The organism is Rhizobium sp. FKL33 (assembly GCF_005222915.1).
Lineage (GTDB): Bacteria > Pseudomonadota > Alphaproteobacteria > Rhizobiales > Rhizobiaceae > Rhizobium_E.
Genome location: NZ_STFX01000009.1, coordinates 220,977 through 245,530, shown reverse-complemented (window position 1 = coordinate 245,530; position 24,554 = coordinate 220,977). Strand labels below are relative to the sequence as shown.

The window sequence follows — 24,554 nt, the reverse complement described above, 5'->3', positions numbered from 1 at the left end:
CAGCGAGGCGTCAGAGCAGAAAATCCGAACTCGCCAGCGAAATCGATCCCGTCAGCTTGAGGACGAAGTCGGCTTTGCCGTCGCCGTTGATGTCGGCCTGCACCGTGGTGTTGCCGCCAGACACGCTGAACCGCAATTCGCCCGCATCGCCTGAAAAGGCGTTGTTGGCGATGAAGGTGAAATCCTGATTGTTCTTGGCGGTCGTGTCGGCGTCGATGGCGTGGATGTTGATCAGATCATCGTCCGCCTTGGTGAAATCCGAGATTATGTCGACCGCCTTGCCCGCGGATTCGGCCGCAGCCTTGTAGATAAACGTGTCGGCGTCGGCGCCGCCCGCGAGCTTGTCCTTGCCAAGGTAACCGTAGAGCGTGTCCGCGCCCGCGCCGCCGGCGAAATTGTCGAGCTTGACGCCGCCGTTGAGAATGTCAGCGCCGTCGCCGCCGTCGACGATGCCGTCCACGAAGCCTTTCTTGCCGTTATATTTGTCATCGAAAGTATGCAGAAGGACATCCCCAATCATGACGCCAGAATTGTTGATGAGATCAACGCCGTCGCCGAGCGTCGCGTTATAGGCGTTCTCTCCTTTGATCGTACCGGTATTGTCAACGACGAGTGTTTCGGTGGTCGAACTGCCGCGAATAACCGCACCATAGATCGTATCGGCGCCGACGATTACGCCTGAATTGATAAGACGCGACGTTGTGCCTGGCGACGCCGCGTCGAAGACTACGGCATAGTAGGTGTCGATGATGCCCGCGTTATTCACCGTTGACGAATTTGAGTAGACGCTGACGCCATAGGCATCGTCGTCGTCGCGCGTACGGATCATTCCATCTTCATGGATGAAAAGGCGGTTGTTGGCATCCGCGCTGTCATTGCCGAGGGTAACGCCGCCTATGCCCGAAACGATGTTTCCGTACAGATCAATCCGGTGATTGGAATCAGCGCTTGAGACCGCAAAGTTGTCGGTGCTGCCCAAATAGACGCCCTCGGCCAGATAAAGATCTTCTCCGCCCGTGAGCGCGACCTGCACGCCGGCGCCAGATGTATTCGTGAAAATAAGGCGCATGCGGTTTCTCCTTTCCTAATAAAACCAATCGAAGTTATTTCAGAGCAGCCGAGATGCCATTTGAGATCCCTAAATATACATGACCGATGCGCTATGATCCGATGAACTGATTTGCACCGAACGACGCCTCCATTCGGTCCAATTTCAAGGCGCAAACGGGATGTCCGTGCTCGTGGCCGGGCTGCCGACAACTAGGCGTCATCGCACGCATCAAGCAAAGCCGATTATCAGGTTAAAGTCGCCATCCCGTGCCGGCGCGACGCAAGCGTCGGCACATATCTGGCGCGCCTTTAGGATCTCAGAGCAGAAAATCCGAACTCGCCAGCGAAATCGATCCCGTCAGCTTGAGAACGAAGTCGGCTTTGCCGTCGCCGTTGATGTCGGCCTGCACCGTGGTGTTGCCGCCAGACACGCTGAACCGCAATTCGCCCGCATCGCCTGAAAAGGCGTTGTTGGCGATGAAGGTGAAATCCTGATTGTTCTTGGCGGTCGTGTCGGCGTCGATGGCGTGGATGTTGATCAGATCATCGTCCGCCTTGGTGAAATCCGAGATTATGTCGACCGCCTTGCCCGCGGATTCGGCCGCAGCCTTGTAGATGAACGTGTCGGCGTCGCCGCCGCCGCCGAGTTTGTCCTTGCCGAGGTAACCGTAGAGCGTGTCCGCGCCCACGCCCCCGGCGAAATTGTCGAGCTTGACGCCGCCGTTGAGAATGTCAGCGCCATCGCCGCCGTCGACGATCCCGTTCACATAGCCTTTCTTGCCGTTGTATTTGTCGTCGAGGGCGTACAAGAGCACATCACCGATCATTGTCCCTGAATTGTTGATGATGTCGACGCCGGCGCCCAGAATCGCGTTGTAAGCGATTTCGCCCTGGATTGTGCCGGTATTGTCGACGATGATAGTTTCACTCGCATTGGTGTTTCGAGCGACCGTTCCAAAGGTCGCGTCTACGCCAACGATCATTCCAGAATTTACCAGACGAGATGTTGTCGATGCGGAATTCGCACCGAAAGCCACGCCATAATACCCATCAATCATCCCTTCATTCGTAACTTTCGATGAACTTGAGTATAGATAGACCCCCCAAGACAGGTTGTCGTCTGGGGTCCGAATTTGTCCGTCGGCGTGGATATAGATCCGGTTATTCGTATCCGTCTCCGTATCCCCCAAATTGATTCCGTTACTGGATACGACGCTTCCATAGATATCAATTCGGTGATTGGAATCCGCGCTCGTGATCGCGAAACCACTGGTGCTGCCGAAATAGACGCCCTCGGCCAGATAGAGATCTTCTCCGCCCGTCAGCGCGGCCTGCACGCCGGCTCCGGATGTATTCGTGAAAATGAGGCGCATGCGGTTTCTCCTTCCCTAAGAAAACCAGACCACCGCTTAATTAGCACACCCGAAACCCGGTTTACGATTTATAAATATTCAATACTGACGCCCCATCATCAAAGAGCTTGAATTGCTCGCCGAACAGGCCCATCACGCCTCGGGGAGGACAAACGGATTCGGTGACGCGCCTCCCATGACTGCACAAAAGACCGGTTACATCTTCGCCTTCCTGGCCTTCACCGTCTTCGCCTGCCAGGACGCGATTTCAAAACATCTCGCGCATGCCTATTCGCCGCTGATGATCACGATGATCCGCTACTGGGCCTTCGCCGGCTTTGTCACGATCGTCGCGGCACGATCACGCAAGGGATTGACGGGCGCGATCCGCGCCAACCGGCCATATTTGCAGATATTGCGCGGCGTGCTTCTCGCCAGCCAGATCATGGTGACCATCCTGTCCTTCCGGGTGGCGGGGCTGATCCAGTCGCAGGCGATCTTTTCGGCCACGCCCCTCGTGGTGGCGATGCTGTCGGTCCCGATCCTCGGCGAAGTCGTGGGATGGCGCCGCTGGACCGCGATTGGCGTGGGCATGGTGGGCGTGCTGATCATTCTGCAGCCCAATCCCGCCACTTTCGACCTGACGCTGCTCATTCCGCTCGCTTCCGCGATGATCAACGCCGCCTATTCCGTGGCGACGAGGCTTGCGAGCCGCACCGACGACGCCGGCGTCAGCTTCTTCTATACGGGTATTGCCGGCGCGGCGCTCGCAACCGCAGTCGGACCGTTCTTCTGGACGAATATGCAGGGATGGGATTGGGGCTGGATGGCGCTGCTCTGCCTGACCGGCATTTCCAGCCATTATTGCCTGATCAAGGCCTATGACCATCTCGATGCGGTGCTGGTGCAGCCGATCGCCTATTACCAGCTGATGCTGTCGGCCTTCATCGGGGTCTTCATCTTCGGAGAGAGCCTGAAGACGAACATCGTGATTGGCTCCCTCATCATCGTGGCCGCCGGCCTCTTCACCCTGTGGAGAGAGGCCGCGCGGCGTCGCATGCCGGTCGGTTAGTCTTCGCCGTCGACGGCGAAAATGCGCGGCTCGCCGTCGAAGGCCACGAGCACGGCGGCGTTCTTTTCCTTTTCGAGGAAATCGAGGATGGCGATTTCGGTGTCGCTTTCTTCTTCGTCGAGCGCATCGAAGAAATCGCCGACGGTCATGCCGTCGCTCGCCTCGAAGCGCAGCGTTTCGCCGCTCGTTCCGCCGACCAGCGTAATGAAGCGGAAGACGACGTCGTCATGCTCGTCGCCCAGAAAAATGCTGAGTTCGTTCTCGCCTTCGTAACCGAGCATCAGGACGCCCATCGGTTCAATCATCGCTGTCTTCCTTTTCTGGTGCTTTGCGAGTCAGTAGCCCGACACTATGCCATTTGCATGACGCCCGATAGCGCAGGGCCTGGGGAAAAGCCCGCTACTCCGCCGCGACCGCCTGGGCCGAAGCCCGACCTTCGGGTAAGGGACACACGGCGCCGCAACCGCCGACGCCCGGCACGCAATAGCGCAGGCAGCAGACCTTGCGCACCTGCTCGCCGGATGTTTCATCGCGACGCAGCAGACCATTCAGAGGATTTTTGGAGCCGTCGGCAAACACCGGCGCATGCAGCGCCTCCAGGATGTCGGCGACCGCCGCCTCGCCGATATGCGCGCCGATTTCACGGACCACCCAGTCGAGATAGACGACGAGATTGTTCCACAGCATCCGCTTGGAAACTTTCTGACCGCGGGCGATCGCCTCGATCAGCGGCTCGCAATGCTCCCGAACAAGCCCCTGCAGCGCCTCGACGCCAACAGGTTCCGCGCTCCGGACGCCGCCATGCGGCAGGAGAAGCGCCTCGGGCGACCCGTTGCGATCATGAAGCAGGATGACTTCGTCGAGGCCGAGCGGCAAGCGCACGCGATAGACGATCGCCGCGATCATTGCGCCGATGCCCACAGTCGATAGAAAATAGAGGCTCCACAGCGATGTCGCAGCGCGCCTGTCGACCTCTGGAAATCTCTGCGAAAACGACGCCACGAGCGCGCTGAAACAGGCCTCATCGAGAAGTGCGGAGAGCGGCGTGCGTATTTTGTCCTCCGGCGCAGTAAGAAGGAATTTGCCCGCCAAATAGTCATGACCAGCCGAAGTGACGAGTTCGAGACAATGCGGGTCTCGTTCGTTGAAGGTCAGAAGTTCGGGTATGTCACTCATGACGTCATCCTGCTCGGCGCCCAAGGCATAATCGCAGGGACGCTCCCTCGCAAGATTACATGAGGATTAAAATCATGTTTTCTTGAGATTCATACGGAAATTGATCCAGCCTGCGTCGAAACAGGAGACGCTTCGAAATAAATTTAGAAACGTTTAAAATTTGCTCTTGCGCGCATCAGTCCCTCCCAACATAGAATTACGGTACGCCTGAACATGGCGAAGGCTCCCTGACCGGAGCGATGACAAAAGTCGGGACGAGCCGGACCGGGACCGGCTCCGTGATGCAGGAGAGGAACACATGGCGAATGTAACCCTATACAGCAAACTTGGAAAATATGGTGAATTGGACTCGTTCTACAACGCCAACAAAATCGGGTTGGAAAGAGCCAAGGACACCATCGTCATCTACAATGACAGCGACGGCGGCGAAAAAATCAAGATCATCGGTTCGGACCTGAGCGTCAACAAACTGGGACTGATCACGGCCGGAACCGTGACGGACGTCACCTTTTCCAGCAGCAACACGTCGCCGCTTGTGAAAGTCGAAGATGTCGAAATCGACGCGAAGACCTTCGCCGGAATTCTCAAGAAGCAAGGCGTCGAAGCAGCCTATGAATTCGCGCTCAGCGGCAATGACGTGATCACCGGCACACTCATCGCAGATTCGATCTATGGCGGCGGCGGCAAGGATACGATCAAGGCCGGAGGGGGCGTGGACCATATCGAAGGCGGCGCCGGCAATGACAAGCTGAGCGGTCAGGCCGCGTCCGATCACTTCATCTTTGGCGACGGCGACGGAAAAGACACGATCACGGATTTCGACGCGGTCGGCGGAGGGCTGGCGCAGGACTATATCGACACCGATCTGACCCCGGTTTCGATCACGCAGTCCGGCGCAAACACCGTTATCGATTTCGGCGGCGGCGACACGATCACGCTTCTGGGCGTGAAGGCAAGCGACGTGGGCGAGAGCGATTTCATCTGACGTCGAAGCGGCGACTTTCGGCTCGCGCCGAGCGGTCGCCGCATATCGCCTCATGTCACCTCATGTCACCGAGGCGACAGCCCACAGGGCCGGATGTCGCAATCCGCATCCGCTTCTCCGCCAGGGTCGCGCGCCCATTGAAAAGCCGTGCCGTCCCAGCCTGCCGGGGCTCAGGTTGAAAGCTCCTCGGCAATCGCGGCGGCGCCGAGGCGCGCAGCCGCCAGAAGCCGATCAAGCTCCAGCCCGTCGCGGGCCCGCGCGGAAAGGCCGGCCATGACCGCGCCGATGAAATCCGTGACTTGCTCGGCCTTGTCGGGATGACGGTTCGCGATGAACGCGCGCAAGCGCTCCAGAGCGGCGCGATGGAAAACCTGCGCCGCCGCCCGCGCGGTCTCGTCATGGCAGCCAACGCTTTCCAGAACCAGGCAACCAGCCGTGGCGGGATCCGCCGCATAACGTCGTGCGGCCTCTTCCAGCACCCGGGCGAGACCCGCGGCGACGGGTTGTTCCGGCGACAGCAGATCATCCAGAGGCACGGCGCTGTGGATTGCATAGCGATCGAGCGCGAGTGAAAACAGGTCGGCCTTGCTGCCAAAGGCGGCGTAGAAACTAGGCGGGTTGATGCCAAGCGCCGACGTCAACTCCGCCACGCCGACCGCATCATATCCCCGCGCGTGAAAAAGACGCTGAGCCAGGGCCACGCCCTCGTCGGGATTGAACCCGCGCGGACGGCCACGTCGGCCGGATTTTTTTGTATCATTCACTACACAATACCTTGACGACAATAGGGGGCAGGATTTATGTAGCGCTCGTTATATTAAATGGCAAGGAGCTGATATGCCTCTCTTTCAGAAAAAGACAGTCTTGGTCCTCGGCGGCAGCCGCGGCATCGGAGCCTCTATCGTCCGGCGGTTTGCGATGGAAGGGGCGAACGTGTCCTTTACCTTTGCCGGTTCGCGCGACGCGGCCGAGCGGCTCGCCGCCGAAACCGGCAGCACCGCGGTTCAGACTGACAGCGCCGACCGCGACGCTGTGATCGCACGGATCCGCGACAGCGGTCCGCTGGACATATTGGTGGTGAACGCGGGCATTGCGATCTTCGGCGATGCGCTTGACCAAGACGCCGACGCCATCGACCGTCTCTTCCAGATCAATATCCAGACTCCCTATCACGCTTCGGTCGAGGCGGCCCGGCAGATGCCCGAGGGCGGTAGGATCATCGTGATCGGCTCGGTCAACGGCGATCGCATGCCGGTTCCCGGCATGGCGTCCTATGCCGTGAGCAAATCCGCCTTGCAAGGACTGGCCCGAGGACTGGCGCGTGATTTCGGCCCACGCGGGATCACCATAAACATCGTGCAGCCCGGACCGATCGATACGGATGCGAACCCGGAAAACGGGCCGATGCGCGACCTCATGCACAGTTTCATGGCCATCAAACGCCATGGACGCCCGGAAGAAGTGGCGGGCATGGTCGCCTGGCTCGCCGGCCCGGAGGCCGGATTCGTGACCGGAGCCATGCACACGATCGACGGCGCGTTCGGCGCTTGACAGGAGCGCCACGCGGACACGGCGCGGAACGCGGATAGCATGAGGACAGCAGCCGTGTTGTCGCGATGGCAAAGTTGCGCGGCACGGACGCTCTTTCACACATCCCGAGCGAAAGGCGGGTTGAGATGAAGGCTAACGCAGTCTATCTGGTGCTGACCCCGAACAACAGGCGCATCCCCGTATGATCCCGAATTTCCTTGTTACCCATTCCGGTGGCTTCCATGCCGACGAACTGCTGTCCAGCGTGATCCTGACCCGGCTTTTCCCGCAGGCCCGCCTGATCCGCAGCAGAGCGCCGGAATGGATCACACCCGGTGAAGACCGGATCATCTACGACGTGGGCGGCGTCTATGACGCTGCCGCGCAGATCTTCGATCACCATCAACGCGGCGCTCCGCTGCGCGAGGATGGCCAACCCTATAGTTCGTTCGGATTGATCTGGAAGCAATATGGCCGCGACTATCTTGCCGCTTCAAACCTTCCTGAAGCGCATATCGAGGTCCTACACGCCTCTTTCGACGCCAGCTTTGTTTTGCCGATCGATCTTATGGACAATGGCGCGCTCAGCCCCTCCATCGCGGGGTCGCTGGCGGGGCTGACGTTACCGGCTCTGCTGGAAACCCTAAAACCCGTTTTCGACGAGGTGGACCCGGATGCCGAAGATCGCGCATTCCAAAACGCCCTCGCCATCGCTCGTCGTTTCGTTGAGGCCAGGATTGCCCAAAGCGCGGCAAAATTGCGGGCCGAGGCGCTGGTGCAAAAGGCGATCGAGGATGCGGGCCAGGGGCGCATTCTGGAACTCCCTATGGGCATGCCCTTCCGCTCCGCCGTCGTGAAAGCGGGCGCTGATCATCTGCTGTTTGTCGTTCACCCGCGCGACAAGGATTGGTGCCTGACCGGCATCCGACGCGCGGACGAGGGATTTGAACTGCGGGCAGATCTGCCTGCATCTTGGGCTGGACTGACCAATCGCGATCTGGAGGCCGCTTGCGGCGTAGAGGGTGCGAGTTTTTGCCATAATGGCCGCTTCATCGCCGCCGCCGCGACGCGCGAGGCGGCGCTCGCCATGGCGGAACTGGCCGTGCGCGAGGCTATATCTGTTGGTTTAGAACCAGCGGCTACGGCTGGGTGATCTTCGACGTTGAAGAAGGGGCGAACGGGGCTGCCAACACAATGGCGGCCAGCATCCTCACAGGCCGTCCAGCGACAGCCCCACGTGCTTGACGCAGAAGCTTTGCTCGCGCCAGATCTCATAGGCCTGCTGGATTGCCTGGTCATGATCTGCCGCGCCAAGCGTCTTCCTGTATGTCATTCCGCCGGGCGAACGCCTCATCGACCAGCTTTGCGCTCCCTCTCGCAGGAAAGGGTGAACGGCATCTTTCTCGGAGTCATCGCATAGCGCAGCCGACTAAGAGCAAAAATTACGCAATAATTTCAAAGAGTTTTTGGCGCACCCGACAGGCGCCAATCAATTGATATTGCTGACCTTATTGGAACCAACCCCTTGATTTTCATAACTTTCTTGCCGAAATGGTCGCAATGGTTGACCATGATGGAAACACCATCGGTTATGAAAAAGGTTATGAACGGTGGCGCGACACAAACTCACTGATTCCAAGATCAAGAGCATTTCGAAGCCGGGCGTACACGGTGACGGCGACGGGCTTTATCTCCGCGTGCAGTCGTCCGGTAGCCGGTCATGGATATTTGTCTGGCGCCGATATGGTATCCGGCGAGAGATTGGTCTTGGCCCCTACGGCGCCGGCGCCGGCCATGTCTCGCTCGCTGCAGCACGAACCAAGGCACAAGAGTGCCGTCAGATAATTGGCGCGGGTGGCGACCCAAAGACGGAATTGAGTGAACGCAAGGCGGCCGTGAAATTGGCATCGTTTGGGCAGATTGCCGACGAGTACATTGCCGCTATGCAGCCGAAATGGAAGTCGGACAAAACCCTCGCGAAATGGGAGCGCTTCGCAAAGATTCACACGAAAGACATTCGCAAGGTGCCGGTAGAGGCCGTGTCTACCGAAGACGTGCTCAAGGTCATCCGTCCGATGTGGGCAGACAAGCCGGAGACAGCCGGGAACATTCGAGAGTGCGTGAAGCTTGTTCTTGACCATGCGAAGGCCCGCGGGCTCCGATCGGGCGATAACCCGGCTGAATGGAAAGGCCATCTCGACCAGATCCTCCCGCCCCCGAAAAAATTGGTGCGGGGCCATCATGCTGCTATGCCATTCAGTGAGGTCGCCAGCTTCTTCAAGAAGCTCGGGGCAGTGGGAGGCGTGGGCGCCAGGGCGCTGGAGTTCACAATCTTGACGGCCGCCCGTTCCGGCGAGGCGCGGGGTGCCACATGGGCGGAAATCGACTTGATGGCGAAGGTCTGGACTATTCCCGCAGCGAGAATGAAGGCTGGCCGGGAACATCGCGTTCCCCTTTCGGCTCGCGCCGTCGCCATCCTTGAGGATATGCGAACCCGGCAAATCAATGACCTCGTCTTTCCCGGCACGAAGGGAAATGCGCCCCTGTCAGACATGACGTTGTCGAAGGCGCTGAAAGCTGCGGAAGGCGGCAAGTACACTGTCCACGGTTTCCGTAGCGCCTTCCGGGATTGGGTGGCAGAAAGCACCAGTTTTCAGCGAGAGGTGGCAGAAGCTGCGTTGGCACATGCGGTGGGCGATAGTGTCGAAAGAGCTTATCGGCGAGGTGATGCGCTCGAAAAGCGCCGTAAGTTAATGGACACTTGGGCAGCATATGTCGTCGGCGCGCCGGATGGGGTTGTTCGCTTGGAGCGCGCGTCATGAACTTGTTCACGTATGATGCCGACCAACGCCACGCCATCCTCGCCTCTCTTCAGGGCGCAGTCCACTTCGGAACACAAAAGGCTACAGACGACGAGATCATCGCGGTTCTCGAAGGCTGCGCTTGTCGCTATATCAGGCGGAAGCGCATGACCACGGCGGATGGCGTTCGCAAGAAACTGGAAGCGCTCAAATTGGTCGCCTCTATGCTTGATGGACCATCTGACGAACAGCACCGCACGAGAATTGCCACAGAGATTGATCGTTGGCAATTCGAGCTTCGCATAGCGGAAAGCAACGTGAGAGACCGGCTGGCACGCCGGATGTTTTTTGTCGATGCATTCGGTGTTTTCGCCGAGGCGCTTGCGGATAATGGCAAAGCCCAGATCCCGACAACGGATTATGTTAGCTTGTCGGATTCAGACTCTCCGAGCGCCGCATTCTTCCGTGCGGCAATTGCGCCCGTATGTGTCGCCGCAAACGAAAAAGTTGCAATGCGGCAAGCAATCACGGATTGGCTTTCATTTCAGAACCAGATGCGCTTGGCTGAGATCGACCTTATTCGTGCTGAAATTGAGTGTGCAGCGAGCGACCTGAAAAGCTGATGTTGGCCGCATAGGTAAAATCGGTTGTTTGCGGGAAAGTTGCCTTGTTCGACAAAGACGAGGCCCCACAATGACCGAGACCCCCAGACTACTTTCCCTTAACGCCGCCTGCGAGCTGACTTCGCTTAGCCGCACGGCTGTAAATCGGTATCGCGCAGAAGGTCGCTTTCCCCAGGCCGTCAATCTCGGCGAAAAACGGATCGCATTTGTGCGCGACGAAGTCGTCGCCTGGATCGAGGCGCGTATTGCCGCTCGCCAACACAAAAGCGGGAGCGGCGCACGATGACTCGAACCCACTTTGCATCAGTGTGGCCCCCTAGCGCGGCGATCGCAGCCGAGGCCGGTCACCGCGAAAAGTCGCCCATGCGGGCCATCCGAGAGAAATGTTTGGATTGCTGCTGCCAGCAACCATCCGAGGTTCAGCGCTGCGAAGCGATCAAATGCGCTCTCTGGCCCTTCCGGGCAGGTCGGCACCCTTACACCGCGGGATCGAGGAAAAAGGCTCTCCTGGAAGCTTCTGGCGCGGAAGGCGCGAGCTTTGAGATGGAGGACGCGTCATGACGCTCTTCCCCAGCCTTCGGCAAACGCCGCTCCATGTCCGGCTGCGGGTCAGTCGCGCGATTTGCTACAGCTACAGCGAGCTCGGCCGGCGCAGGACTCTCGCCGGCGAACAGCGCTTGCGCCGTCTCGCTATGCGCCTTGGGCTCCGGGCTGAAAAGACACGCCGCAATCCTGGTGGCTGGCAGATCCGCGCCGCCGATGGCGTCGTCATCTGTGGACCCGGGCTGTCGACTGCGATGGCCGATGAGGCGCTGCGTGAACTTCAGGCGGAGGCGTGCTCATGAGCAACCGCCTTAAGCGCAAGGGACGCGCCAAGTTCCTGATGATTGACGGGTACATCTTCACCTCTCAAGCATTCCGAAGCCTAAGCACTGTCGAGCGCTCCGCGTACCTGGAGTTCAAATGGCGATACGACGGATTCAACAACGGGCGTATTGCCTTGAGCTGCCGCGAATTGGCAGAGGCACTGAACATCTCGAAGGCGACCGCATCGCGTGCGATCGAGGCCTTATGCGAGAAGGGCTTTGTCGACCCCGTGAAGAAAGCGACATTCAATCTGAAGTATCGAGCAGCGACGGAATGGCGACTGACAGAATTTACCTGCGACGTGACCGGCGAGCTTCCCACCACGCAATTTATGCGGTGGCGAGAAAAAAACACGGTTTCACTACGAGGACACACAGTCTCACCAGAGGGACAGCAGCCCCTGAAAATGGGAGGAATCTGCGCATGACCGTCCTTCTCATGAAACCGTTAAGCCCATTTTCGGCACTCTCACGGTCTCACCACGGGTACACATATAGATCTACCAGAGGGAGGGAACGCTGATGATTACTCAACGTGCATCACCGACCTGCACCGTCGTTGTCATGCCCGACTTTGACCGCGGTCATCGCCAAATCAATGAGCCTGCGGTCGTCCTGCCGTTCCCGCCGTCCAAACGGGCAGCAAAGGTGTTGGACACAGCTGGAAAGTTGGCCAAGTGCCGTACTTCTCGCCACCGCTCGCACTACCTCGAAATGACGCGCACTACCCTTATCGGCGTCTTGACCCGCAGAGGGGTGGCTGAGACCGCAGCCGTGAGAGAAGCCGACCGCTTCCTCCAAGCCGTCATGGCAGAAAGCGCCAAGCTGCGTATAGCGGGAGGAACAGCATGAGCCTGACCACCCAAGAACACGCCCTGCGGCGAATAGTCCGCGCTGCGCTCAACTGGCGCGTGGTTGCCCATGACTGTCTCGCCAGAACGCTGCTTGACGACAAAAGCCGGGAATTGTCCGAGGCGCTCGATGAGAGCGATTCCATCCGACAAGCGCTGGCAGTCACGCCTATGACAGACACCGCGCTCGCCTACGCTCACGACTTGCTTGCACAGCGCGCCGGCTACGGCAGCTGAACAATGGAGATCCCCATGACCACCCATTCGAACGACCGCAGCGTAAGAGTCACCGTTATTCCGCTCGATGTCATCGCCCAGATCGCCGTAATCAACGGGCAGGAACACCGCCTTGAGCAACAGCCGAAGAGGCGATTTGCCGTCACGACTGAGGCCGGCGGTTTCCAGACCGTGCAAGCCGTGTTTGATGATGAAGACAAAGCAATCGCGGCCGCCGAAAGCCTCGTTGCCATGGTCCGCGAGATCGATGCCGCCGAAGCGGCGACAGCCGGGAGGACGCTGCAATGAGTCGCCGGCCCGTTGATAGGACGCCGGGTGCGCCGTGGGTAGCGGCGGGGATCAGCCGCAGCCGATGGGAGAAGGCGACACGCTCGCATCGCCTTTGGTTGAGCGTGGCCGTCGACCGGTTGACCGGAGAACCTCCCGCGGATGTCGCTCGGCACCTCCACCGCAACACCACACGCCCCGAGGATCACGGCGCAAGCGGCTTCGCTCTGCGCCAGGCTGCTGAGCACCTCGCCGCCCAAGGCGACCATCAGGCCGCAGCTTGGCGCCTGCAGATCGCCAACGCCGTCGAAGCCCTCGAAGGCATCACCCCACCCCCAGGGTCAGGTTCTCTTAACCCCATGTGAGGGCCTCGCGGGTCGGTGGCAGCGCATTCAATGAGCGTTTTTTGAGAATCTCAAAATGCGATTCGGTTTCGTTTTGAAAGGAAAATGACGATGGAACAAGAGCTTAACGAGAGCACCACAATCAGCACCAAGGGCATGGCGGAACTACTCGGAGTGAGCGAGCGCCACTTGCAACAGCTCTCCGCAGATGGCTGGATTTCCGGCAAAACCGGCCGCGACCAGTGGCGGATCATCCAAACCTGCAAGTCCTACGTGACCCACGTCACGCTGCAAGCCCGCGTCTAGTCAAAAAAGGGGGGGTGCCTCTCACACATCTCCTGCGAAAGTCAGGCCGGCCCGACTTCACATTCGCCTTCGACAGGCTGGCCTTCTACCGGCTCCGAGCAGCCCATATACTGTTTGATTTTGCGAGGCGTCTGAGGGCTCGTGCAAATCCCGTTGCGAATTCGCAAGAAGGTTTGGCCGTTCATAGGCGCGAGTTGTCTGAAGATCCCTTTCGTCACACCGTTGTCCAGCGCCGCAGCCTGTTCCAACTGGCTCTTGCGGTAAATCACCCAAGATTTATGCTGCAGGAATGGGTGCTCGTGCGCTTGAAGGATGCAGGTTGGGTCGCAGAGGTTGTTCGTCCATGTGGTTACAGACACTATTACCTGCAAACCATTTGCGCATGGATCGGTGCAAACGACGTGTAAGTGATGAAGTCCCGGCCTATTTGCCGTACCTGATGGAATTAAAAGAGTCCCTGCCCGTGCAATCACTCAGCCCGCCCGCGCCATTGCGAAAGCAAGGTCAACGTCTTTGAAGCTTTCGTTCAAGCGAGCCATGTGTTCGGCGTCGTCAATTCCGATTCCGCGCATCATGCCGAGCATGGTGATTGGTATCCGCCCGCCGTTCGGGTCTTGCCATTCCGGCAAGTTATCATGCGTCCAGTTGCGAAGCCCCGAGGGCGTCATATGGCCGAACCGCTCCCAAACCGCATCCAAACATTCAATGTCGGCTTCGCTTAGTTCGTCCAAATCATCAAGGGAAACGCCTTCGGCGCTTAGGCCGATCTCGTTGTGTTCCCGGTCGGTTAGATATTCGGACCAGTCCAGTTCTTCAATTTCGGAATTGAAGCCCCCATTGATCCGGTTCAAAGTCTTCGAGTTGATCGGGCCATGGTCGAGCGAATAGCGCGGCTCGTCCAAAATGGGGAATCCGTACCGCGCAACACTTTCGCGGTCGGCCAAGTAGACAAGCTTCACCGTTTTCAGAAGGTTGAGCGACCGTCCGCCCGACTTCTTAATCAGGTACGCAATAAGCTGCGCTGCTTTCCTCGCCTCATACGCCATGGGAGATCCTTCAGCGGTTACGTCTTCCGCCTTTCATTGTCAGACATATAGCCTCTTTATTCGTTAACGCAATATTCCTCCGTGAATATGGTCTGCAGTTTATCGACCGATCATCGGCCTCAGTATTGGCGGCGCATCATATGAAATTCCTATCGAAAGACAAATATCGATAATCTCAGACTATCAATATTCATCAACATCGGTTATTCTTTCGCGGAATTGATCACCCAAATCGATAGGTGTCGCCCGTGAAACTGAAGCAGTCGCACCTCGCCGCCGAGCTTGGCGTCTCCGAAATGAGCATCAGCCGGTGGGTCCGCGCCCTTGGACGTGAAGGCCGGATGACCGAAAGCGACGCCCTCTTGTTGCTGATGGTCGCCGAGTTGATGACGCTTGGCTTCGCGTCAACCGTCGCAGTCGAAACCCTGTGCGAGTTTCAGTGCGAAGCCCGATATGTCGCGGGTCGCGGCCGCCCGGTCTGGCTGACGTTTTTCACGGCTAAAGGCGGCGAGGCCCGCATGGCTGCGCTGTCAGAAAGGCACCTTTCTTCGATCGTGGCGGCCTTCGGGCTATGTGCCGTGATCGATCTGAGAGAAGTCGCAGACCGCGCCAGAGAGCGCCTGGAACGCCTGAAAACCAGTATCAACAATCAGAAGGAGGCCGCGTAAATGAGCGCGCTTCTCGAAACGTTCACCCGCCGGGCCCCACAAGCCGGTTCCGTCGCCAGCTTCGACCCCGAAGATCGCTCCGTCGAAGTCGTGTGGTCCACTGGCGCCGCAGTAAAGCGCTATTCGTGGGACGAGGGCTATTACATGGAGGAACTCTCCATGGAGCCCAAGGCAATCCGCATGGATCGGTTCAAGTCCGGCATGTCCCTCCTGGACAGCCACGACAACGAGAAGATGGCAGCCCGACTTGGGACTGTCATTCCCGACTCCGTAAAGATTGCCGGGGGCAAGGGCTATGCCCGCGTCAAGCTTTCGCGCAATCAGGCTGCAGAAGCGATCTACCAAGACCTGGTCGACGGCCATCCGATCCAGATCCCAGTTGGCTACAAAATCCACCGCTACGAGAAAATCGAAGGCAACCAAAAGACCCTGCCGACGCTACGCGCGACGGATTGGGAGCCGATGGAAATTTCCGTCGTCGCGATCCCGGCGGATGCCGGCGCCTTCTCTCGCTCCGAACCTCAAAAGGAATCCCTGCAAATGTCTGAAGTCCTGACCAACGAACCCGCCGCCCGAGCCGACACCGTCGCCGAGCGCACCCGCGTCAAGAACCTCCGTCATCTCGCACGGGCGGCCAAGCTCAGCGACGACGACCTCGACGCTGCGATCGACAGCGGCATGTCGGTCGAAGCCTTCCGCGCCCGCGCCCTGGATGCGATGATTGCGCGGCAAGAAGAGTCGCCCACGTTCCCGATCCGCTCGATGGACGACCACCGCCTCGTCGGCGGTATGACCCGCGCCCAAGCGATGGCCGACGCCATGAAGGCCCGCGTAAACCCGAGCCATGCGCCCCAGGCCGCCAGCCGCGAATTCGTCGGTCTCTCCCTGGTCGAACTCGCCCGTCACGCTGTAGAGGCCGCAGGCGGCTCGACCCGCGGCGAAAGCGCCTCCACGGTCCTGCAGCGCGCCCTGCACACCGGCAGCGATTTCCCGCTTGCCCTCAGCGGTCTTGGCCAACAGATCCTTCTCGACTCCTACGCCGAAGCAGGTTCGGCCCTCAAGGCTGTCGGCCGCAAGGTCACGTTACCCGATTTCCGGGCCAAGTCCTCGATCCGGGTATCTGGTTTCAGCGATCTCGAGCGGGTTTCTGAGACCGGCGAATACAAGCGCGGCACCTTCAAAGAAGCGGCAGAGTCGTGGAAACTCGACACCTACGGAAAAGTTTTCGGCCTGAGCCGCGCGATGATACTCAACGATCAGCTCGGCGCGTTCAGCGATCTGGCTGCGAAGCTCGGCCGGAAGGCCTCCGAGACCGAAAGCAGGCTCCTTGCCTCGCTGCTCGAAAGCAACCCAAAGATGGGCGACAACGTGGCGCTTTTCCATGCCAACCACAAGAATCTGGCCGCCACGGGTGCCACCATGGGCGTTCTCAGCTTATCGGCTGCCCGGCTTGCCTTCCGTAAACAGGTTGACGACGCCGGCGAACTGATCGGCGTCGCTCCCAAGTATCTAATCGTCCCGCCGGAACTGGAAACGGCAGGCGAGCAGCTTCTTGCTGAAATCGCCGCAACCTCTGTCGAGAACAGCAATCCGTTCTCCGGCCGCCTCGCGCTTGTCGTCGAACCGCGCCTGACCGATCCGAAGGCCTGGTATTTGGCCGCAGATCCGAGCAGCGTCAACGGCCTCGAGTTCGGTCATCTGGCCGGCAGCCAAGGCCCAGAGTTCGAAGAGAGGTACGGGTTTGACCGCGATGGCCTCGAAATCAAAATCAGATTGGATTTCGGCTGCGGCTTCGTCGATCATCGCGGCTGGTACAAGAACGCCGGCCCGGCAAGCTGATAAGATTTCCGCGGGCGGCTGATCCTTCAGCTTCTCGCGCTTCTGTCCCTGCGAAAGTGGGGGCGGCGTCGTGCCGGTGATCATGGCGATTCAGAAACAATCACCCGTAAGCCTACCGTCTCTCAGACGACCGAGGTAAGTCCCCCGCCCGGAAAGCGGGGGCAAACTCCCAAAGGATTCCGCCATGAGCATTTTCGACCGCCTCGACAAGATCGTCAGCCGCACCGCCGACCGCGCATATTCGGTTCGCTTCACATATGCGCCCGGCCTCAAGACGCCAAACGGTCGCCCCGGTCCTGACCCCGACCGCGCCGAGTGGGAGGGGAAGGGCATATTTGACGAGGGCCCCGCATATTCCGAAGTCGAGATCGGCCGGCGGGATCGCAGCGGCAACGATTTGCAGACATTGTCAGCCGGCGACCGCTTCGAGCTGTCGGTCGACAAGGCCAGATATCCGCTCGTCAGCCAAGCGCGCCAGGGTGATCGCATCCAACTGGACGACCTGCGGAAGTTCGAGGTTTCGGCCGTCGAGCCAGATGGTATGTCGAGGGTCGTCCTGCGCCTGGTCAAGGTCGCCGGGTAAGCCGCCATGTCCGAGAAATTCCAATCCCTCCACGACGCTGTTTCCTATTGGCTCGGCGGCGCTGGCAGCAGCCTCATAGTTGCGGCATGCGCCAGGTTGATGTTTCACGGCAACGAAGCCAGAAACCAGCGACGGAAATTCTGGGGTTGGGAACTGCTCTATGAATTGCCGGCTGCTGTGGCTCTGGGGATGTTCGGCGAAGCGATCGCGTCATATTTCGGCGTTGATTCATCCGTGCGCCCGGCCGTGGTCGGCGGTCTAGCCTATCTCGGGCCGCGTGGCATCGAAGTGCTTTTTCAGCGCTGGCTGTCAAAACTGCCGCCACCCGCCGGATAGAACAGCATCTTTACACGATGGGGTACATCAAGATTCCAAAGAGAAGCGCAAAAGCATAGAGAGCTACGTTCTGGACATAGCAACGTCCATTGCATTCGTTGCTGACTTCGTTTTCTTTTTGTGCGCGCATCGTTCCAACCCAATTCTTGATCATCTAATATACAACTCCGAGAAAAATATCGTTTATTGTAAATATTGAATTTTATTATTTTATGATTTTTCCGCTGGAAAGCGCTTTGACCGTAGCCCTGCAACGTTGACTCTCTGCGTCCGGAGATTACAACTTTTGAAAAACATCGTCGGAGGGAGGCAATGCGGTTTGCGGGCAATGTGATCTGGTTCGTTTTCGGTGGGGCAATTACCGGACTGATATGGTTGGTCGGCGCCCTGGTGTTTGCGATAAGCATCGTGGGCCTACCTTTGACCAGATCGGCCATTGAGATGGCGAAGCTTTCCGCGTGGCCATTCGGAAAGGATGTGGTTCACATCCGAGAACTGGACCAGAAGGACAGCGGCGCGGCAGGGATTGCGATTGGAACGGTCGCGTTCTTGTTCAACATCCTGTGGGCATGCACCTTCGGCTTGGCGCTGTTCATTTATTACCTCATCGCCGGCTGCATGTTCTGCATAACGCTGATCGGAATCCCGTTCGGCTTGCAGTGTTTCAAGCTGGCAGGGATATCCCTTTGGCCGATTGGCAGGCGCGTGGTCCCACGTGAAGTTGCTGACTTGGCCCGAAGCGAGAATGCAGCGAAATCGTTGGCTCGATACAGAGGGTAGCGCGACAGGCGCGATAGAAAGAGGCCGGCGGCTTCGCGGCTAACGTGGTTTTTTGCCGATCTCGCGCCTGACCTCTTCTACAAACGATTGGTCGAAGCCCAACCGCAGAATTTCGTCTTCCCACTCTCTGACCATGTTCATCGCAATATATGAGACGGTCGCGTTCCTCTTGACCGCATCTCGCTCAAATTCCAAAACGATGTTTACTTCTCGGCCATCAAGTCCCCCGTTCGGCCCAGGAATTTCCTCGATTCGAAACACTGTCATTTCCAGCATCCTCCCATCGTAAAAGTCACCAAGCGATAATACCGGCATCATGCCAACGGGGAAAAGGACAATCTCGCTTTCGCCCCGCCGGCCGCCATCCGACCAGCCCGCTTTCCTCAATAGAGGCGCCCACGGCGGGGTTTTCCGAAGGCGACGCGGTGCCCGGCTACTGCCCTACCTGACGGCCATTGTCCGGCCTGAGATGGCCCCAAGGACGCGCCTCGCGACCAAACAGCGACCATCCCGATTGGATGCGTTTTCTTTTGTCGCGCGTGACGACATGCGCACGTATCTCGTTCCGCAGGTGAGTACCCTACCCGGCCGCCATACTACCGCATGAAATCGCATGCCCCAGGGCGCTGCCCAACCAATCAAACCGTTATGAACAGATTTATGGTCACGAGTGATCTGAAATCACTTTAGTTAATAATTTCAATTGCTTGAGGGATAAAAGTGGCGCACCCGACAGGATTCGAACCTGTGACCTTTGGAATCGGAATCCAACACTCTATCCAGCTGAGCTACGGGTGCATGCCTTGCGGAGAATCTCCGCGTCCGATGATGTGGTCTTAGCCCAGTCGCGGCCGGTCTTCAATGGTGAAAATGCGGATTGTTGCGAGGGCGGCGGGCGGAGCCGGGGCCGGCGGGCGGCCCCGGATGTTTAATGATCAGAGTAGCGCGTGTTCGGCGCGCTCCTTTTCGGTGATGAAGGCGAGGTCCAGCGCCTTCTGCAGGCTGGCGGCGTGGCGGAAGTCGGGTTCGCCGTTGACGCCCGTCTTCACCGCGTCCGCAAAGCGCTGGTAGTTGGTGGGCGTCGGCTCTGGCTCGATGTCGATCCATTCAGCTGTTTCGGCATTGTCGCCATAGCAGGCCCGCATCCTGGTGCCGGTCAGCTTGTGGTCGATCTCGATGCCGCCCTTGTCGCCATAGATGCGCAGCTTGAGATCGTTGTAATGGCCGGCCGCCCAGCGTGTGGCGTGGATGACGCCGAGCGCGCCGTTGGAGAAGTCCACCGACATGGTGAAACTATCATTGGCGTCGAGCACATAGTCGCCCATCTTGCCGCCTTCGGCCTTGTCGAAGGTTTTGAGCCGGCCGAAGATATGGGCGATGTCGAGGCCGGAGCCGTAGGAGGCGAAATCGAGGATATGGATGCCGATATCGCCGAGCACGCCGTTTGAGCCATGCGCGGTGGAGAGCCGCCACAGCCACTGGCTTTCGGTCCGCCAGTCGCCCCAGGCTTTCGAGATCAGCCAGCTCTGCAGATAGGAGGCTTCGACATGTTTGACGAAGCCGATTTCGCCTGCGCGCACCATGGCCCGCGCCGTCTGCAGCGCCGCGACATTGCGATAGCTGAGATTGACCATGTTGATGAGGCCGGCCTTTTCGGCCGCCTCGGTCATCTCCATGGCGAGATCGTAGTTTTCTGCGAGCGGCTTTTCGCAGAACTGGTGCTTGCCGGCCGCGATCAGCCGCATGGTGGTGGGGTGATGGGCGCGGTCGGGGGTGACATTGGCCACCGCGTCGAATTCGCCCCAGGCGATGGCGTCTTCGAGCGAGGTGAAGGTGTTGGCAATGCCATGGGTCAGCGCGAAGGCTTCCACGCGGGCGGCGTCCACATCCACCGCCGCCGTCACCTCGACGCCGTCGATCGCCTTGAAAGACATGGCGTGGTTCTTCGCCATGCCGCCGGTGCCGAGAATCAAAAGTCGCATTGAAACGATCCCCTGATCTCAGCGATAACCGGCTTCGCCGGCCTGGTGCAGTGTGGGCCCGCGCTCTTCGACCGGCTCCAGCGTCTTACCGACGGGAACGTTCGGCGCGTCGTGGATCGCCTTGTAGGGCGTGGCGCGTGTGGGCTTGGCCCATTTCACCGCATTGCGGATCACCTGCTGCACCTCGGCCTGGTGATAGGTCGGATAGGTCTCGTGCCCCGGGCGGAAATAGAAGATATTGCCCAGGCCGCGCCGCCAGGTCAGGCCGGAGCGGAACACTTCGCCGCCCTGGAACCAGGAGACGAACACGGTTTCGAGCGGCTCGGGCACCGAGAAGTGCTCGCCATACATTTCCTCGTTCTCGATGACGAAATGTTCGCCGATGCCGTCGGTGATCGGATGGCCGGGATTGACGTTCCAGACGCGCTCGCGTTCGCCGGCCTCGCGCCATTTCAGCGCGCAGGGCGTGCCCATCAGCCGCTTGAAGATCTTCGAGAAGTGGCCGGAATGCAGCACGATCAGGCCCATGCCTTCCCAGACCCGATGGGCGACGCGCTCGACGATCTCGTCGGCCACCGCGCCGTGATCCTTGTGGCCCCACCAGACCAGCACGTCGGTCTCGTCGAGGCGGGCCTGGCTCAGGCCATGCTCGGGCTCCTGCAGGGTCGCGGTCGTCGCGGAAATCGCGGGATCGACGTTCAGGGCCTTGGCGATCGTGTTGTGCATGCCTTCGGGATAGATCGAGCGCACGACCTCATTGGTCTGCTCGTGAATGTTTTCGCCCCAGACGATGGTGCGGACGGCCATTGTTTCCTCCATTGGAACGGCTGATCGGGAATGACGGCAGAAATTGAAACCGCTTTCAATTTTTCCTGACGTTACGCAGTCGCCATTCCGCTTGCAAGGCCCCTCGCCTTCAAATTCCAGCCTCGCGTCGAAAATATTTTTGACTGTCGCATGCCGAGCGGGATCGGGATTGATTTGCCGCATTGACGCACAGCGCCCGCCGGCCCAAAGAAGGCGCATGAGCGAAGAGACGATCACCCTGTATGAAGCCATCGGCGGCGATGCGACCATAAGAGCGCTGACCCGTCGGTTCTATGAACTGATGGACACTTTGCCGGAGGCGGCGCGCTGCCGGGCGATCCATGCGCCGGATCTCTCCCGCGCCGAAGAGAAACTCTACGAATATCTGACCGGCTATCTCGGCGGCCCGCCGCTCTATACCGACAAATACGGCCATCCCCGGCTGCGCGCCCGGCATTTCGTCGCGCCCATCGGCCCGGCCGAACGCGACGAATGGATACTGTGCTTCAAGCAGGCGATGGATGACACCATCAGCCATCCCAAGCTGCGCGAGATCATCTGGGCGCCGATCGAACGGCTGGCCTTTCACATGCAGAACCGAGACGAGGCGGGAGGCCCGGCATGAAAGAGATCTATCCCCGCATCGTGCTGTTTTTGGCAGGCAGCCTTGGCGCGACCGGCGTGGCGCTGTCGGCCATGGCCGCCCATGGCGGCGATCCCCGGTTGATCGGCGCGGCCGCCGCAGCCTGCATGGCGCAGGCGCCGGCGCTTCTCGGCCTCTATCTCGGCTATCAACGCATCCGCACCGCCTTTGTCGCCAGCCTGCTCATCGGCTTGGGTTGCCTGTTGTTTGCGGGCGACCTCTTGTTTCGCACCCGCATGGGGCATGGCCTCTTCCCGATGTCGGCGCCCACAGGCGGGATGATGATGATCCTAGGCTGGATCGCGGTGGCGGCCGGCGCTTTCGCCCCCGCGCGCGGTCAGTAACATTCTCAAAAAAAGTTTCACGGCCTGTCGAATATCGCCATAGTCGCTCGTCTGGGGAGTGGAAGGCTTGGACCTTCCGGATCAGAGGAGAAAGACGATGCGCGTGATGGTGCTGGTGAAAGCCACCGAAGACAGCGAAAACGGCATTCTGCCGTCCGACGAATTGATGCAGGCCATGGGCAAGTTCAACGAAGAACTCATCCAGGCCGGGGTGATGCTGACCGGCGACGGGCTGAAGCCGTCGAAAGCAGGCAAACGCATCGCCTTCGACGGACCGGACCGTCGGGTGATCGACGGCCCCTTCGCTGAAACCCGCGAACTGGTGGCCGGCTACTGGCTGTGGGAAGTCCGCGATCTCGATGAAGCGGTGGAATGGGTGAAACGTTGCCCCAATCCGATGTTGGGCCCGAGCGAGATCGAGATCCGCCCGCTCTACGAAATGGCGGACTTTGCCGAAGCCATGTCGGCGGAAACCGCAGCCTTGCATGACCGATTGCAGGAGGCCTCTCAGAAAGGCTGAACCGTGCAGGACATCCCTCGCCTGATCGACACCGTGTTCCGCATCGAGCGTCCGCGATTGATCGCGACGCTCGCCCGGATGCTGCGCGACGCGGCGCTCGCCGAGGACATCGCCCAGGATGCGATGACCCAGGCGCTGATCGACTGGCCGAAGCGCGGCCCGCCGGCCTCGCCGCAGGCCTGGCTCATGGCGACGGCCAAGCGCCGGGCGATCGACCATCTCCGCCATGTCAGAATGGCGGAGAAAAAACATCTGAAACTGGCAGGGGCCGAGGATGACGGCGGGGCGGCGATTGCGGCGTTGGAGGCTTCGATCGATGATGATGTCGGCGACGAGGTGTTGTCGCTGATCTTCACCGCCTGCCATCCGGCGCTCACCCCCGACGCCCGGGCGGCGCTGACGCTGAAACTGGTCTGTGGATTGACCAGTGCGGAAATCGCCCGCGCCTTTCTCATCGCGGAACCGACCATGGCGCAACGCATCGTCAGGGCCAAGGCGACGCTTTCCCGACCCGGCGCCGACTATGAGATCCCGCGCGGCGCGGAGCTCGAAAGGCGACTGGGTTCAGTGCTGGAGGTGATCTATCTGATCTTCAACGAAGGCTATGCGCCGACCGGCGGCAATGCGGCGCTGCGCGCCGATCTCGCCGGCGAGGCGCGAAGACTCGGCCGCATGCTCGCCGCCCGTCTGCCGAACGAAGCGGAGGCGCTGGCGCTTCTGGCGCTCATGGATCTTCAGGCGTCGCGCTTCGCAGCACGCGTCGATGCAGACGGCAATCTGGTCGCTCTGCCCGAGCAGGATCGCAGTCGCTGGGATCGGTTTCTGATCCATCAGGGGCTGACGTCGCTCGAACGGGCGCGGTCTCTTGCGTCCAAGCCGGGCTTCTACCGGCTGCAGGCCGAGATCGCCGCCTGCCATGCCCGCGCGCGGCGTTGGGAAGACACGGACTGGCCGAAGATCGAAACGACCTATGCTGCGCTGTTGGCGCTCAATCCCTCGCCGGTCGTGGCGCTCAACCACGCCATCTCAGCCGGAATGGCGCGCGGGCCGGCCGTCGCCCTTGAACTGATCGACGGCATGGACGGCCTGCAAGACCTTGAAGCCCATGCCCCGCTGCATGCCGCGCGCGGCGACGCGCTGTTTCGCCTTGGGCGCTGGCGCGAGGCCGAGCGCGCCTTCGAAACCGCCGCGAGGCTGGCGAGCAACAACCGCGAGCGCGATTTTCTCGCAGCGCGGCAGGCGCAGTGCAGAAACTGAACACCGGAGCATTTCCAATCGAAGTGGCAGCGCTTCGGCGTTGGACATTCCGACAAATCAAAAAGCTGCGCATTTCCGGTGAACCGGTGTTTTCCGGGAATTCGCCAGAGCTTGCGGACAAAAGGCGGGCGAATATTCGCTCTCATCAAGCTGAGTAGCGTCTCGCGCAAGCATCCATGGCGCGGCGCGAAATATCCCGTTGCAAGCTTTGCAAGGATCTTGGAATCGAGCGCGCACTCTCTACCGCCATGTCGGCCCAGAGGGCAAACTCTGAAACTTCGGGAAGCAT

The 24,554-nt window shown here is 59.8% G+C and carries 31 protein-coding genes and 1 tRNA gene; 21 read left to right on the top strand and 11 right to left on the bottom strand.

Features of this window, described 5'->3' with window-relative positions; translation table 11 throughout:
- Nucleotides 1–10 precede the first annotated feature (10 nt).
- The gene (locus E8Q41_RS07345; protein ID WP_137154859.1) at nt 11–1,069 is read right to left on the bottom strand and encodes a calcium-binding protein; all 1,059 of its coding nucleotides are present in this window, start codon (nt 1,067–1,069) and stop codon (nt 11–13) included.
- A gap of 298 nt (nt 1,070–1,367) precedes the next feature.
- Nucleotides 1,368–2,387, bottom strand: coding sequence for a hypothetical protein (locus E8Q41_RS07340; protein WP_137154858.1), 1,020 nt, complete (start codon nt 2,385–2,387; stop codon nt 1,368–1,370).
- 211 nt (nt 2,388–2,598) lie between these two features.
- On the opposite strand from E8Q41_RS07340, the gene E8Q41_RS07335 reads away from it, so the two are divergent.
- Nucleotides 2,599–3,474: a DMT family transporter gene (locus tag E8Q41_RS07335; protein WP_137154857.1), complete on the top strand. Its 876-nt coding sequence runs from the start codon at nt 2,599–2,601 to the stop codon at nt 3,472–3,474.
- Here the strand turns inward: E8Q41_RS07335 and E8Q41_RS07330 are convergent.
- The gene (locus tag E8Q41_RS07330) at nt 3,471–3,779 is read right to left on the bottom strand and encodes a hypothetical protein (RefSeq protein ID WP_137154856.1); all 309 of its coding nucleotides are present in this window, start codon (nt 3,777–3,779) and stop codon (nt 3,471–3,473) included. The two genes, E8Q41_RS07335 and E8Q41_RS07330, sit on opposite strands and share 4 nt — an antisense overlap.
- Nucleotides 3,780–3,873: 94 nt before the next feature.
- Nucleotides 3,874–4,650: a siderophore-iron reductase FhuF gene (gene fhuF, locus E8Q41_RS07325; protein ID WP_137154855.1), complete on the bottom strand. Its 777-nt coding sequence runs from the start codon at nt 4,648–4,650 to the stop codon at nt 3,874–3,876.
- A gap of 298 nt (nt 4,651–4,948) precedes the next feature.
- Between fhuF and E8Q41_RS07320 the strand changes: the two genes are divergently transcribed.
- Nucleotides 4,949–5,635, top strand: coding sequence for a hypothetical protein (locus tag E8Q41_RS07320; protein WP_137154854.1), 687 nt, complete (start codon nt 4,949–4,951; stop codon nt 5,633–5,635).
- A 170-nt stretch (nt 5,636–5,805) separates the two neighbouring features.
- On the opposite strand, the gene E8Q41_RS07315 is transcribed toward E8Q41_RS07320, so the two are convergent.
- Nucleotides 5,806–6,399, bottom strand: a complete 594-nt coding sequence (locus tag E8Q41_RS07315; RefSeq protein ID WP_137154853.1) for a TetR/AcrR family transcriptional regulator — start codon at nt 6,397–6,399, stop codon at nt 5,806–5,808.
- 73 nt (nt 6,400–6,472) lie between these two features.
- Between E8Q41_RS07315 and bdcA the strand changes: the two genes are divergently transcribed.
- Nucleotides 6,473–7,186: an SDR family oxidoreductase gene (gene bdcA, locus E8Q41_RS07310; protein ID WP_137154852.1), complete on the top strand. Its 714-nt coding sequence runs from the start codon at nt 6,473–6,475 to the stop codon at nt 7,184–7,186.
- A 181-nt stretch (nt 7,187–7,367) separates the two neighbouring features.
- Nucleotides 7,368–8,318, top strand: coding sequence for an MYG1 family protein (locus tag E8Q41_RS07305; protein WP_137154851.1), 951 nt, complete (start codon nt 7,368–7,370; stop codon nt 8,316–8,318).
- Nucleotides 8,319–8,375: 57 nt separating this feature from the next.
- Here E8Q41_RS07305 and E8Q41_RS26100 read toward each other — a convergent pair whose 3' ends face one another.
- Complete coding sequence (locus E8Q41_RS26100; protein ID WP_281405298.1) at nt 8,376–8,498, bottom strand: hypothetical protein; 123 nt, start codon at nt 8,496–8,498, stop codon at nt 8,376–8,378.
- Nucleotides 8,499–8,775: 277 nt separating this feature from the next.
- Here E8Q41_RS26100 and E8Q41_RS07300 point away from each other — a divergent pair, with 277 nt between their 5' ends.
- The 8 genes from E8Q41_RS07300 (at nt 8,776) to E8Q41_RS07265 (ending at nt 13,460) form a co-directional block, all read left to right on the top strand.
- Nucleotides 8,776–9,987, top strand: a complete 1,212-nt coding sequence (locus E8Q41_RS07300; protein ID WP_137154850.1) for a site-specific integrase — start codon at nt 8,776–8,778, stop codon at nt 9,985–9,987.
- Nucleotides 9,984–10,589, top strand: coding sequence for a hypothetical protein (locus tag E8Q41_RS07295; RefSeq protein WP_137154849.1), 606 nt, complete (start codon nt 9,984–9,986; stop codon nt 10,587–10,589). The genes E8Q41_RS07300 and E8Q41_RS07295 overlap by 4 nt, the downstream gene beginning before the upstream one ends.
- A gap of 70 nt (nt 10,590–10,659) precedes the next feature.
- Complete coding sequence (locus E8Q41_RS07290) at nt 10,660–10,875, top strand: AlpA family phage regulatory protein (protein ID WP_137154848.1); 216 nt, start codon at nt 10,660–10,662, stop codon at nt 10,873–10,875.
- A gap of 271 nt (nt 10,876–11,146) precedes the next feature.
- A complete protein-coding gene (locus tag E8Q41_RS07285; RefSeq protein ID WP_137154847.1) occupies nt 11,147–11,434 on the top strand; it encodes a hypothetical protein in 288 nt (95 codons plus the stop codon).
- Complete coding sequence (locus E8Q41_RS07280) at nt 11,431–11,883, top strand: winged helix-turn-helix domain-containing protein (protein ID WP_137154846.1); 453 nt, start codon at nt 11,431–11,433, stop codon at nt 11,881–11,883. The genes E8Q41_RS07285 and E8Q41_RS07280 overlap by 4 nt, the downstream gene beginning before the upstream one ends.
- Before the next feature lie 420 nt (nt 11,884–12,303).
- On the top strand, nt 12,304–12,543 hold the full coding sequence (locus tag E8Q41_RS07275; protein WP_137154845.1) for a hypothetical protein: 240 nt from the start codon (nt 12,304–12,306) through the stop codon (nt 12,541–12,543).
- Nucleotides 12,544–12,558: 15 nt separating this feature from the next.
- Nucleotides 12,559–12,831 (top strand): hypothetical protein, encoded by a 273-nt coding sequence (locus tag E8Q41_RS07270; protein WP_137154844.1) that lies wholly within the window; start codon nt 12,559–12,561, stop codon nt 12,829–12,831.
- Nucleotides 12,832–13,265: 434 nt separating this feature from the next.
- Nucleotides 13,266–13,460 (top strand): hypothetical protein, encoded by a 195-nt coding sequence (locus E8Q41_RS07265; protein WP_137154843.1) that lies wholly within the window; start codon nt 13,266–13,268, stop codon nt 13,458–13,460.
- Between the two features lie 473 nt (nt 13,461–13,933).
- Here E8Q41_RS07265 and E8Q41_RS07260 read toward each other — a convergent pair whose 3' ends face one another.
- Nucleotides 13,934–14,506, bottom strand: a complete 573-nt coding sequence (locus E8Q41_RS07260) for a Panacea domain-containing protein (RefSeq protein WP_137154842.1) — start codon at nt 14,504–14,506, stop codon at nt 13,934–13,936.
- A 248-nt stretch (nt 14,507–14,754) separates the two neighbouring features.
- Here E8Q41_RS07260 and E8Q41_RS07255 point away from each other — a divergent pair, with 248 nt between their 5' ends.
- From E8Q41_RS07255 to E8Q41_RS07235, 5 genes are all read left to right on the top strand, one after another.
- Entirely contained in the window at nt 14,755–15,174 is a 420-nt protein-coding gene (locus E8Q41_RS07255; RefSeq protein WP_137154841.1) for a hypothetical protein, read from the top strand.
- Nucleotides 15,175–17,013, top strand: a complete 1,839-nt coding sequence (locus E8Q41_RS07250; protein WP_137154840.1) for a prohead protease/major capsid protein fusion protein — start codon at nt 15,175–15,177, stop codon at nt 17,011–17,013.
- A gap of 184 nt (nt 17,014–17,197) precedes the next feature.
- On the top strand, nt 17,198–17,596 hold the full coding sequence (locus E8Q41_RS07245) for a hypothetical protein (protein WP_137154839.1): 399 nt from the start codon (nt 17,198–17,200) through the stop codon (nt 17,594–17,596).
- 6 nt (nt 17,597–17,602) lie between these two features.
- Nucleotides 17,603–17,932, top strand: a complete 330-nt coding sequence (locus E8Q41_RS07240; protein WP_137154838.1) for a phage holin family protein — start codon at nt 17,603–17,605, stop codon at nt 17,930–17,932.
- Nucleotides 17,933–18,244: 312 nt separating this feature from the next.
- Nucleotides 18,245–18,712 (top strand): YccF family protein, encoded by a 468-nt coding sequence (locus tag E8Q41_RS07235; protein ID WP_137154837.1) that lies wholly within the window; start codon nt 18,245–18,247, stop codon nt 18,710–18,712.
- Nucleotides 18,713–18,751: 39 nt separating this feature from the next.
- Here the strand turns inward: E8Q41_RS07235 and E8Q41_RS07230 are convergent, their stop codons facing one another.
- From E8Q41_RS07230 to E8Q41_RS07215, 4 genes are all read right to left on the bottom strand, one after another.
- Nucleotides 18,752–18,988 carry a hypothetical protein gene (locus E8Q41_RS07230; protein ID WP_137154836.1) on the bottom strand — a complete coding sequence of 79 codons (237 nt, stop codon included), beginning with the start codon at nt 18,986–18,988 and terminating at the stop codon, nt 18,752–18,754.
- 445 nt (nt 18,989–19,433) lie between these two features.
- A tRNA-Arg gene (locus E8Q41_RS07225) sits at nt 19,434–19,510 on the bottom strand.
- Between the two features lie 137 nt (nt 19,511–19,647).
- Entirely contained in the window at nt 19,648–20,694 is a 1,047-nt protein-coding gene (locus tag E8Q41_RS07220) for a Gfo/Idh/MocA family oxidoreductase (RefSeq protein WP_137154835.1), read from the bottom strand.
- Nucleotides 20,695–20,712: 18 nt separating this feature from the next.
- A complete protein-coding gene (locus E8Q41_RS07215) occupies nt 20,713–21,501 on the bottom strand; it encodes a ThuA domain-containing protein (RefSeq protein WP_137154834.1) in 789 nt (262 codons plus the stop codon).
- Between the two features lie 217 nt (nt 21,502–21,718).
- Between E8Q41_RS07215 and E8Q41_RS07210 the strand changes: the two genes are divergently transcribed.
- The 4 genes from E8Q41_RS07210 to E8Q41_RS07195 all read left to right on the top strand — a co-directional run bounded on the left by E8Q41_RS07210 (nt 21,719) and on the right by E8Q41_RS07195 (nt 24,265).
- Nucleotides 21,719–22,126: a group II truncated hemoglobin gene (locus E8Q41_RS07210; protein WP_137154833.1), complete on the top strand. Its 408-nt coding sequence runs from the start codon at nt 21,719–21,721 to the stop codon at nt 22,124–22,126.
- Nucleotides 22,123–22,488, top strand: coding sequence for a DUF423 domain-containing protein (locus tag E8Q41_RS07205; protein WP_137154832.1), 366 nt, complete (start codon nt 22,123–22,125; stop codon nt 22,486–22,488). Before E8Q41_RS07210 ends, E8Q41_RS07205 begins: the two co-directional genes overlap by 4 nt.
- Before the next feature lie 97 nt (nt 22,489–22,585).
- Nucleotides 22,586–23,008, top strand: coding sequence for a YciI family protein (locus tag E8Q41_RS07200; protein WP_137154831.1), 423 nt, complete (start codon nt 22,586–22,588; stop codon nt 23,006–23,008).
- Nucleotides 23,009–23,011: 3 nt separating this feature from the next.
- Nucleotides 23,012–24,265, top strand: a complete 1,254-nt coding sequence (locus tag E8Q41_RS07195) for a sigma-70 family RNA polymerase sigma factor (RefSeq protein WP_137154830.1) — start codon at nt 23,012–23,014, stop codon at nt 24,263–24,265.
- Nucleotides 24,266–24,554: the final 289 nt, after the last annotated feature.

Coding starts and splice junctions, on each gene's coding strand:
- E8Q41_RS07345 (WP_137154859.1), bottom strand. CDS start 1,069: ATGCGCCTTATTTTCACGAATACATCTGGCGCCGGCGTGCAGGTCGCG.
- E8Q41_RS07335 (WP_137154857.1), top strand. CDS start 2,599: ATGACTGCACAAAAGACCGGTTACATCTTCGCCTTCCTGGCCTTCACC.
- E8Q41_RS07330 (WP_137154856.1), bottom strand. CDS start 3,779: ATGATTGAACCGATGGGCGTCCTGATGCTCGGTTACGAAGGCGAGAAC.
- fhuF (WP_137154855.1), bottom strand. CDS start 4,650: ATGAGTGACATACCCGAACTTCTGACCTTCAACGAACGAGACCCGCAT.
- E8Q41_RS07320 (WP_137154854.1), top strand. CDS start 4,949: ATGGCGAATGTAACCCTATACAGCAAACTTGGAAAATATGGTGAATTG.
- bdcA (WP_137154852.1), top strand. CDS start 6,473: ATGCCTCTCTTTCAGAAAAAGACAGTCTTGGTCCTCGGCGGCAGCCGC.
- E8Q41_RS07305 (WP_137154851.1), top strand. CDS start 7,368: ATGATCCCGAATTTCCTTGTTACCCATTCCGGTGGCTTCCATGCCGAC.
- E8Q41_RS26100 (WP_281405298.1), bottom strand. CDS start 8,498: ATGACATACAGGAAGACGCTTGGCGCGGCAGATCATGACCAGGCAATC.
- E8Q41_RS07295 (WP_137154849.1), top strand. CDS start 9,984: ATGAACTTGTTCACGTATGATGCCGACCAACGCCACGCCATCCTCGCC.
- E8Q41_RS07290 (WP_137154848.1), top strand. CDS start 10,660: ATGACCGAGACCCCCAGACTACTTTCCCTTAACGCCGCCTGCGAGCTG.
- E8Q41_RS07285 (WP_137154847.1), top strand. CDS start 11,147: ATGACGCTCTTCCCCAGCCTTCGGCAAACGCCGCTCCATGTCCGGCTG.
- E8Q41_RS07280 (WP_137154846.1), top strand. CDS start 11,431: ATGAGCAACCGCCTTAAGCGCAAGGGACGCGCCAAGTTCCTGATGATT.
- E8Q41_RS07275 (WP_137154845.1), top strand. CDS start 12,304: ATGAGCCTGACCACCCAAGAACACGCCCTGCGGCGAATAGTCCGCGCT.
- E8Q41_RS07270 (WP_137154844.1), top strand. CDS start 12,559: ATGACCACCCATTCGAACGACCGCAGCGTAAGAGTCACCGTTATTCCG.
- E8Q41_RS07265 (WP_137154843.1), top strand. CDS start 13,266: ATGGAACAAGAGCTTAACGAGAGCACCACAATCAGCACCAAGGGCATG.
- E8Q41_RS07260 (WP_137154842.1), bottom strand. CDS start 14,506: ATGGCGTATGAGGCGAGGAAAGCAGCGCAGCTTATTGCGTACCTGATT.
- E8Q41_RS07250 (WP_137154840.1), top strand. CDS start 15,175: ATGAGCGCGCTTCTCGAAACGTTCACCCGCCGGGCCCCACAAGCCGGT.
- E8Q41_RS07245 (WP_137154839.1), top strand. CDS start 17,198: ATGAGCATTTTCGACCGCCTCGACAAGATCGTCAGCCGCACCGCCGAC.
- E8Q41_RS07240 (WP_137154838.1), top strand. CDS start 17,603: ATGTCCGAGAAATTCCAATCCCTCCACGACGCTGTTTCCTATTGGCTC.
- E8Q41_RS07235 (WP_137154837.1), top strand. CDS start 18,245: ATGCGGTTTGCGGGCAATGTGATCTGGTTCGTTTTCGGTGGGGCAATT.
- E8Q41_RS07230 (WP_137154836.1), bottom strand. CDS start 18,988: ATGCTGGAAATGACAGTGTTTCGAATCGAGGAAATTCCTGGGCCGAAC.
- E8Q41_RS07220 (WP_137154835.1), bottom strand. CDS start 20,694: ATGCGACTTTTGATTCTCGGCACCGGCGGCATGGCGAAGAACCACGCC.
- E8Q41_RS07215 (WP_137154834.1), bottom strand. CDS start 21,501: ATGGCCGTCCGCACCATCGTCTGGGGCGAAAACATTCACGAGCAGACC.
- E8Q41_RS07210 (WP_137154833.1), top strand. CDS start 21,719: ATGAGCGAAGAGACGATCACCCTGTATGAAGCCATCGGCGGCGATGCG.
- E8Q41_RS07205 (WP_137154832.1), top strand. CDS start 22,123: ATGAAAGAGATCTATCCCCGCATCGTGCTGTTTTTGGCAGGCAGCCTT.
- E8Q41_RS07200 (WP_137154831.1), top strand. CDS start 22,586: ATGCGCGTGATGGTGCTGGTGAAAGCCACCGAAGACAGCGAAAACGGC.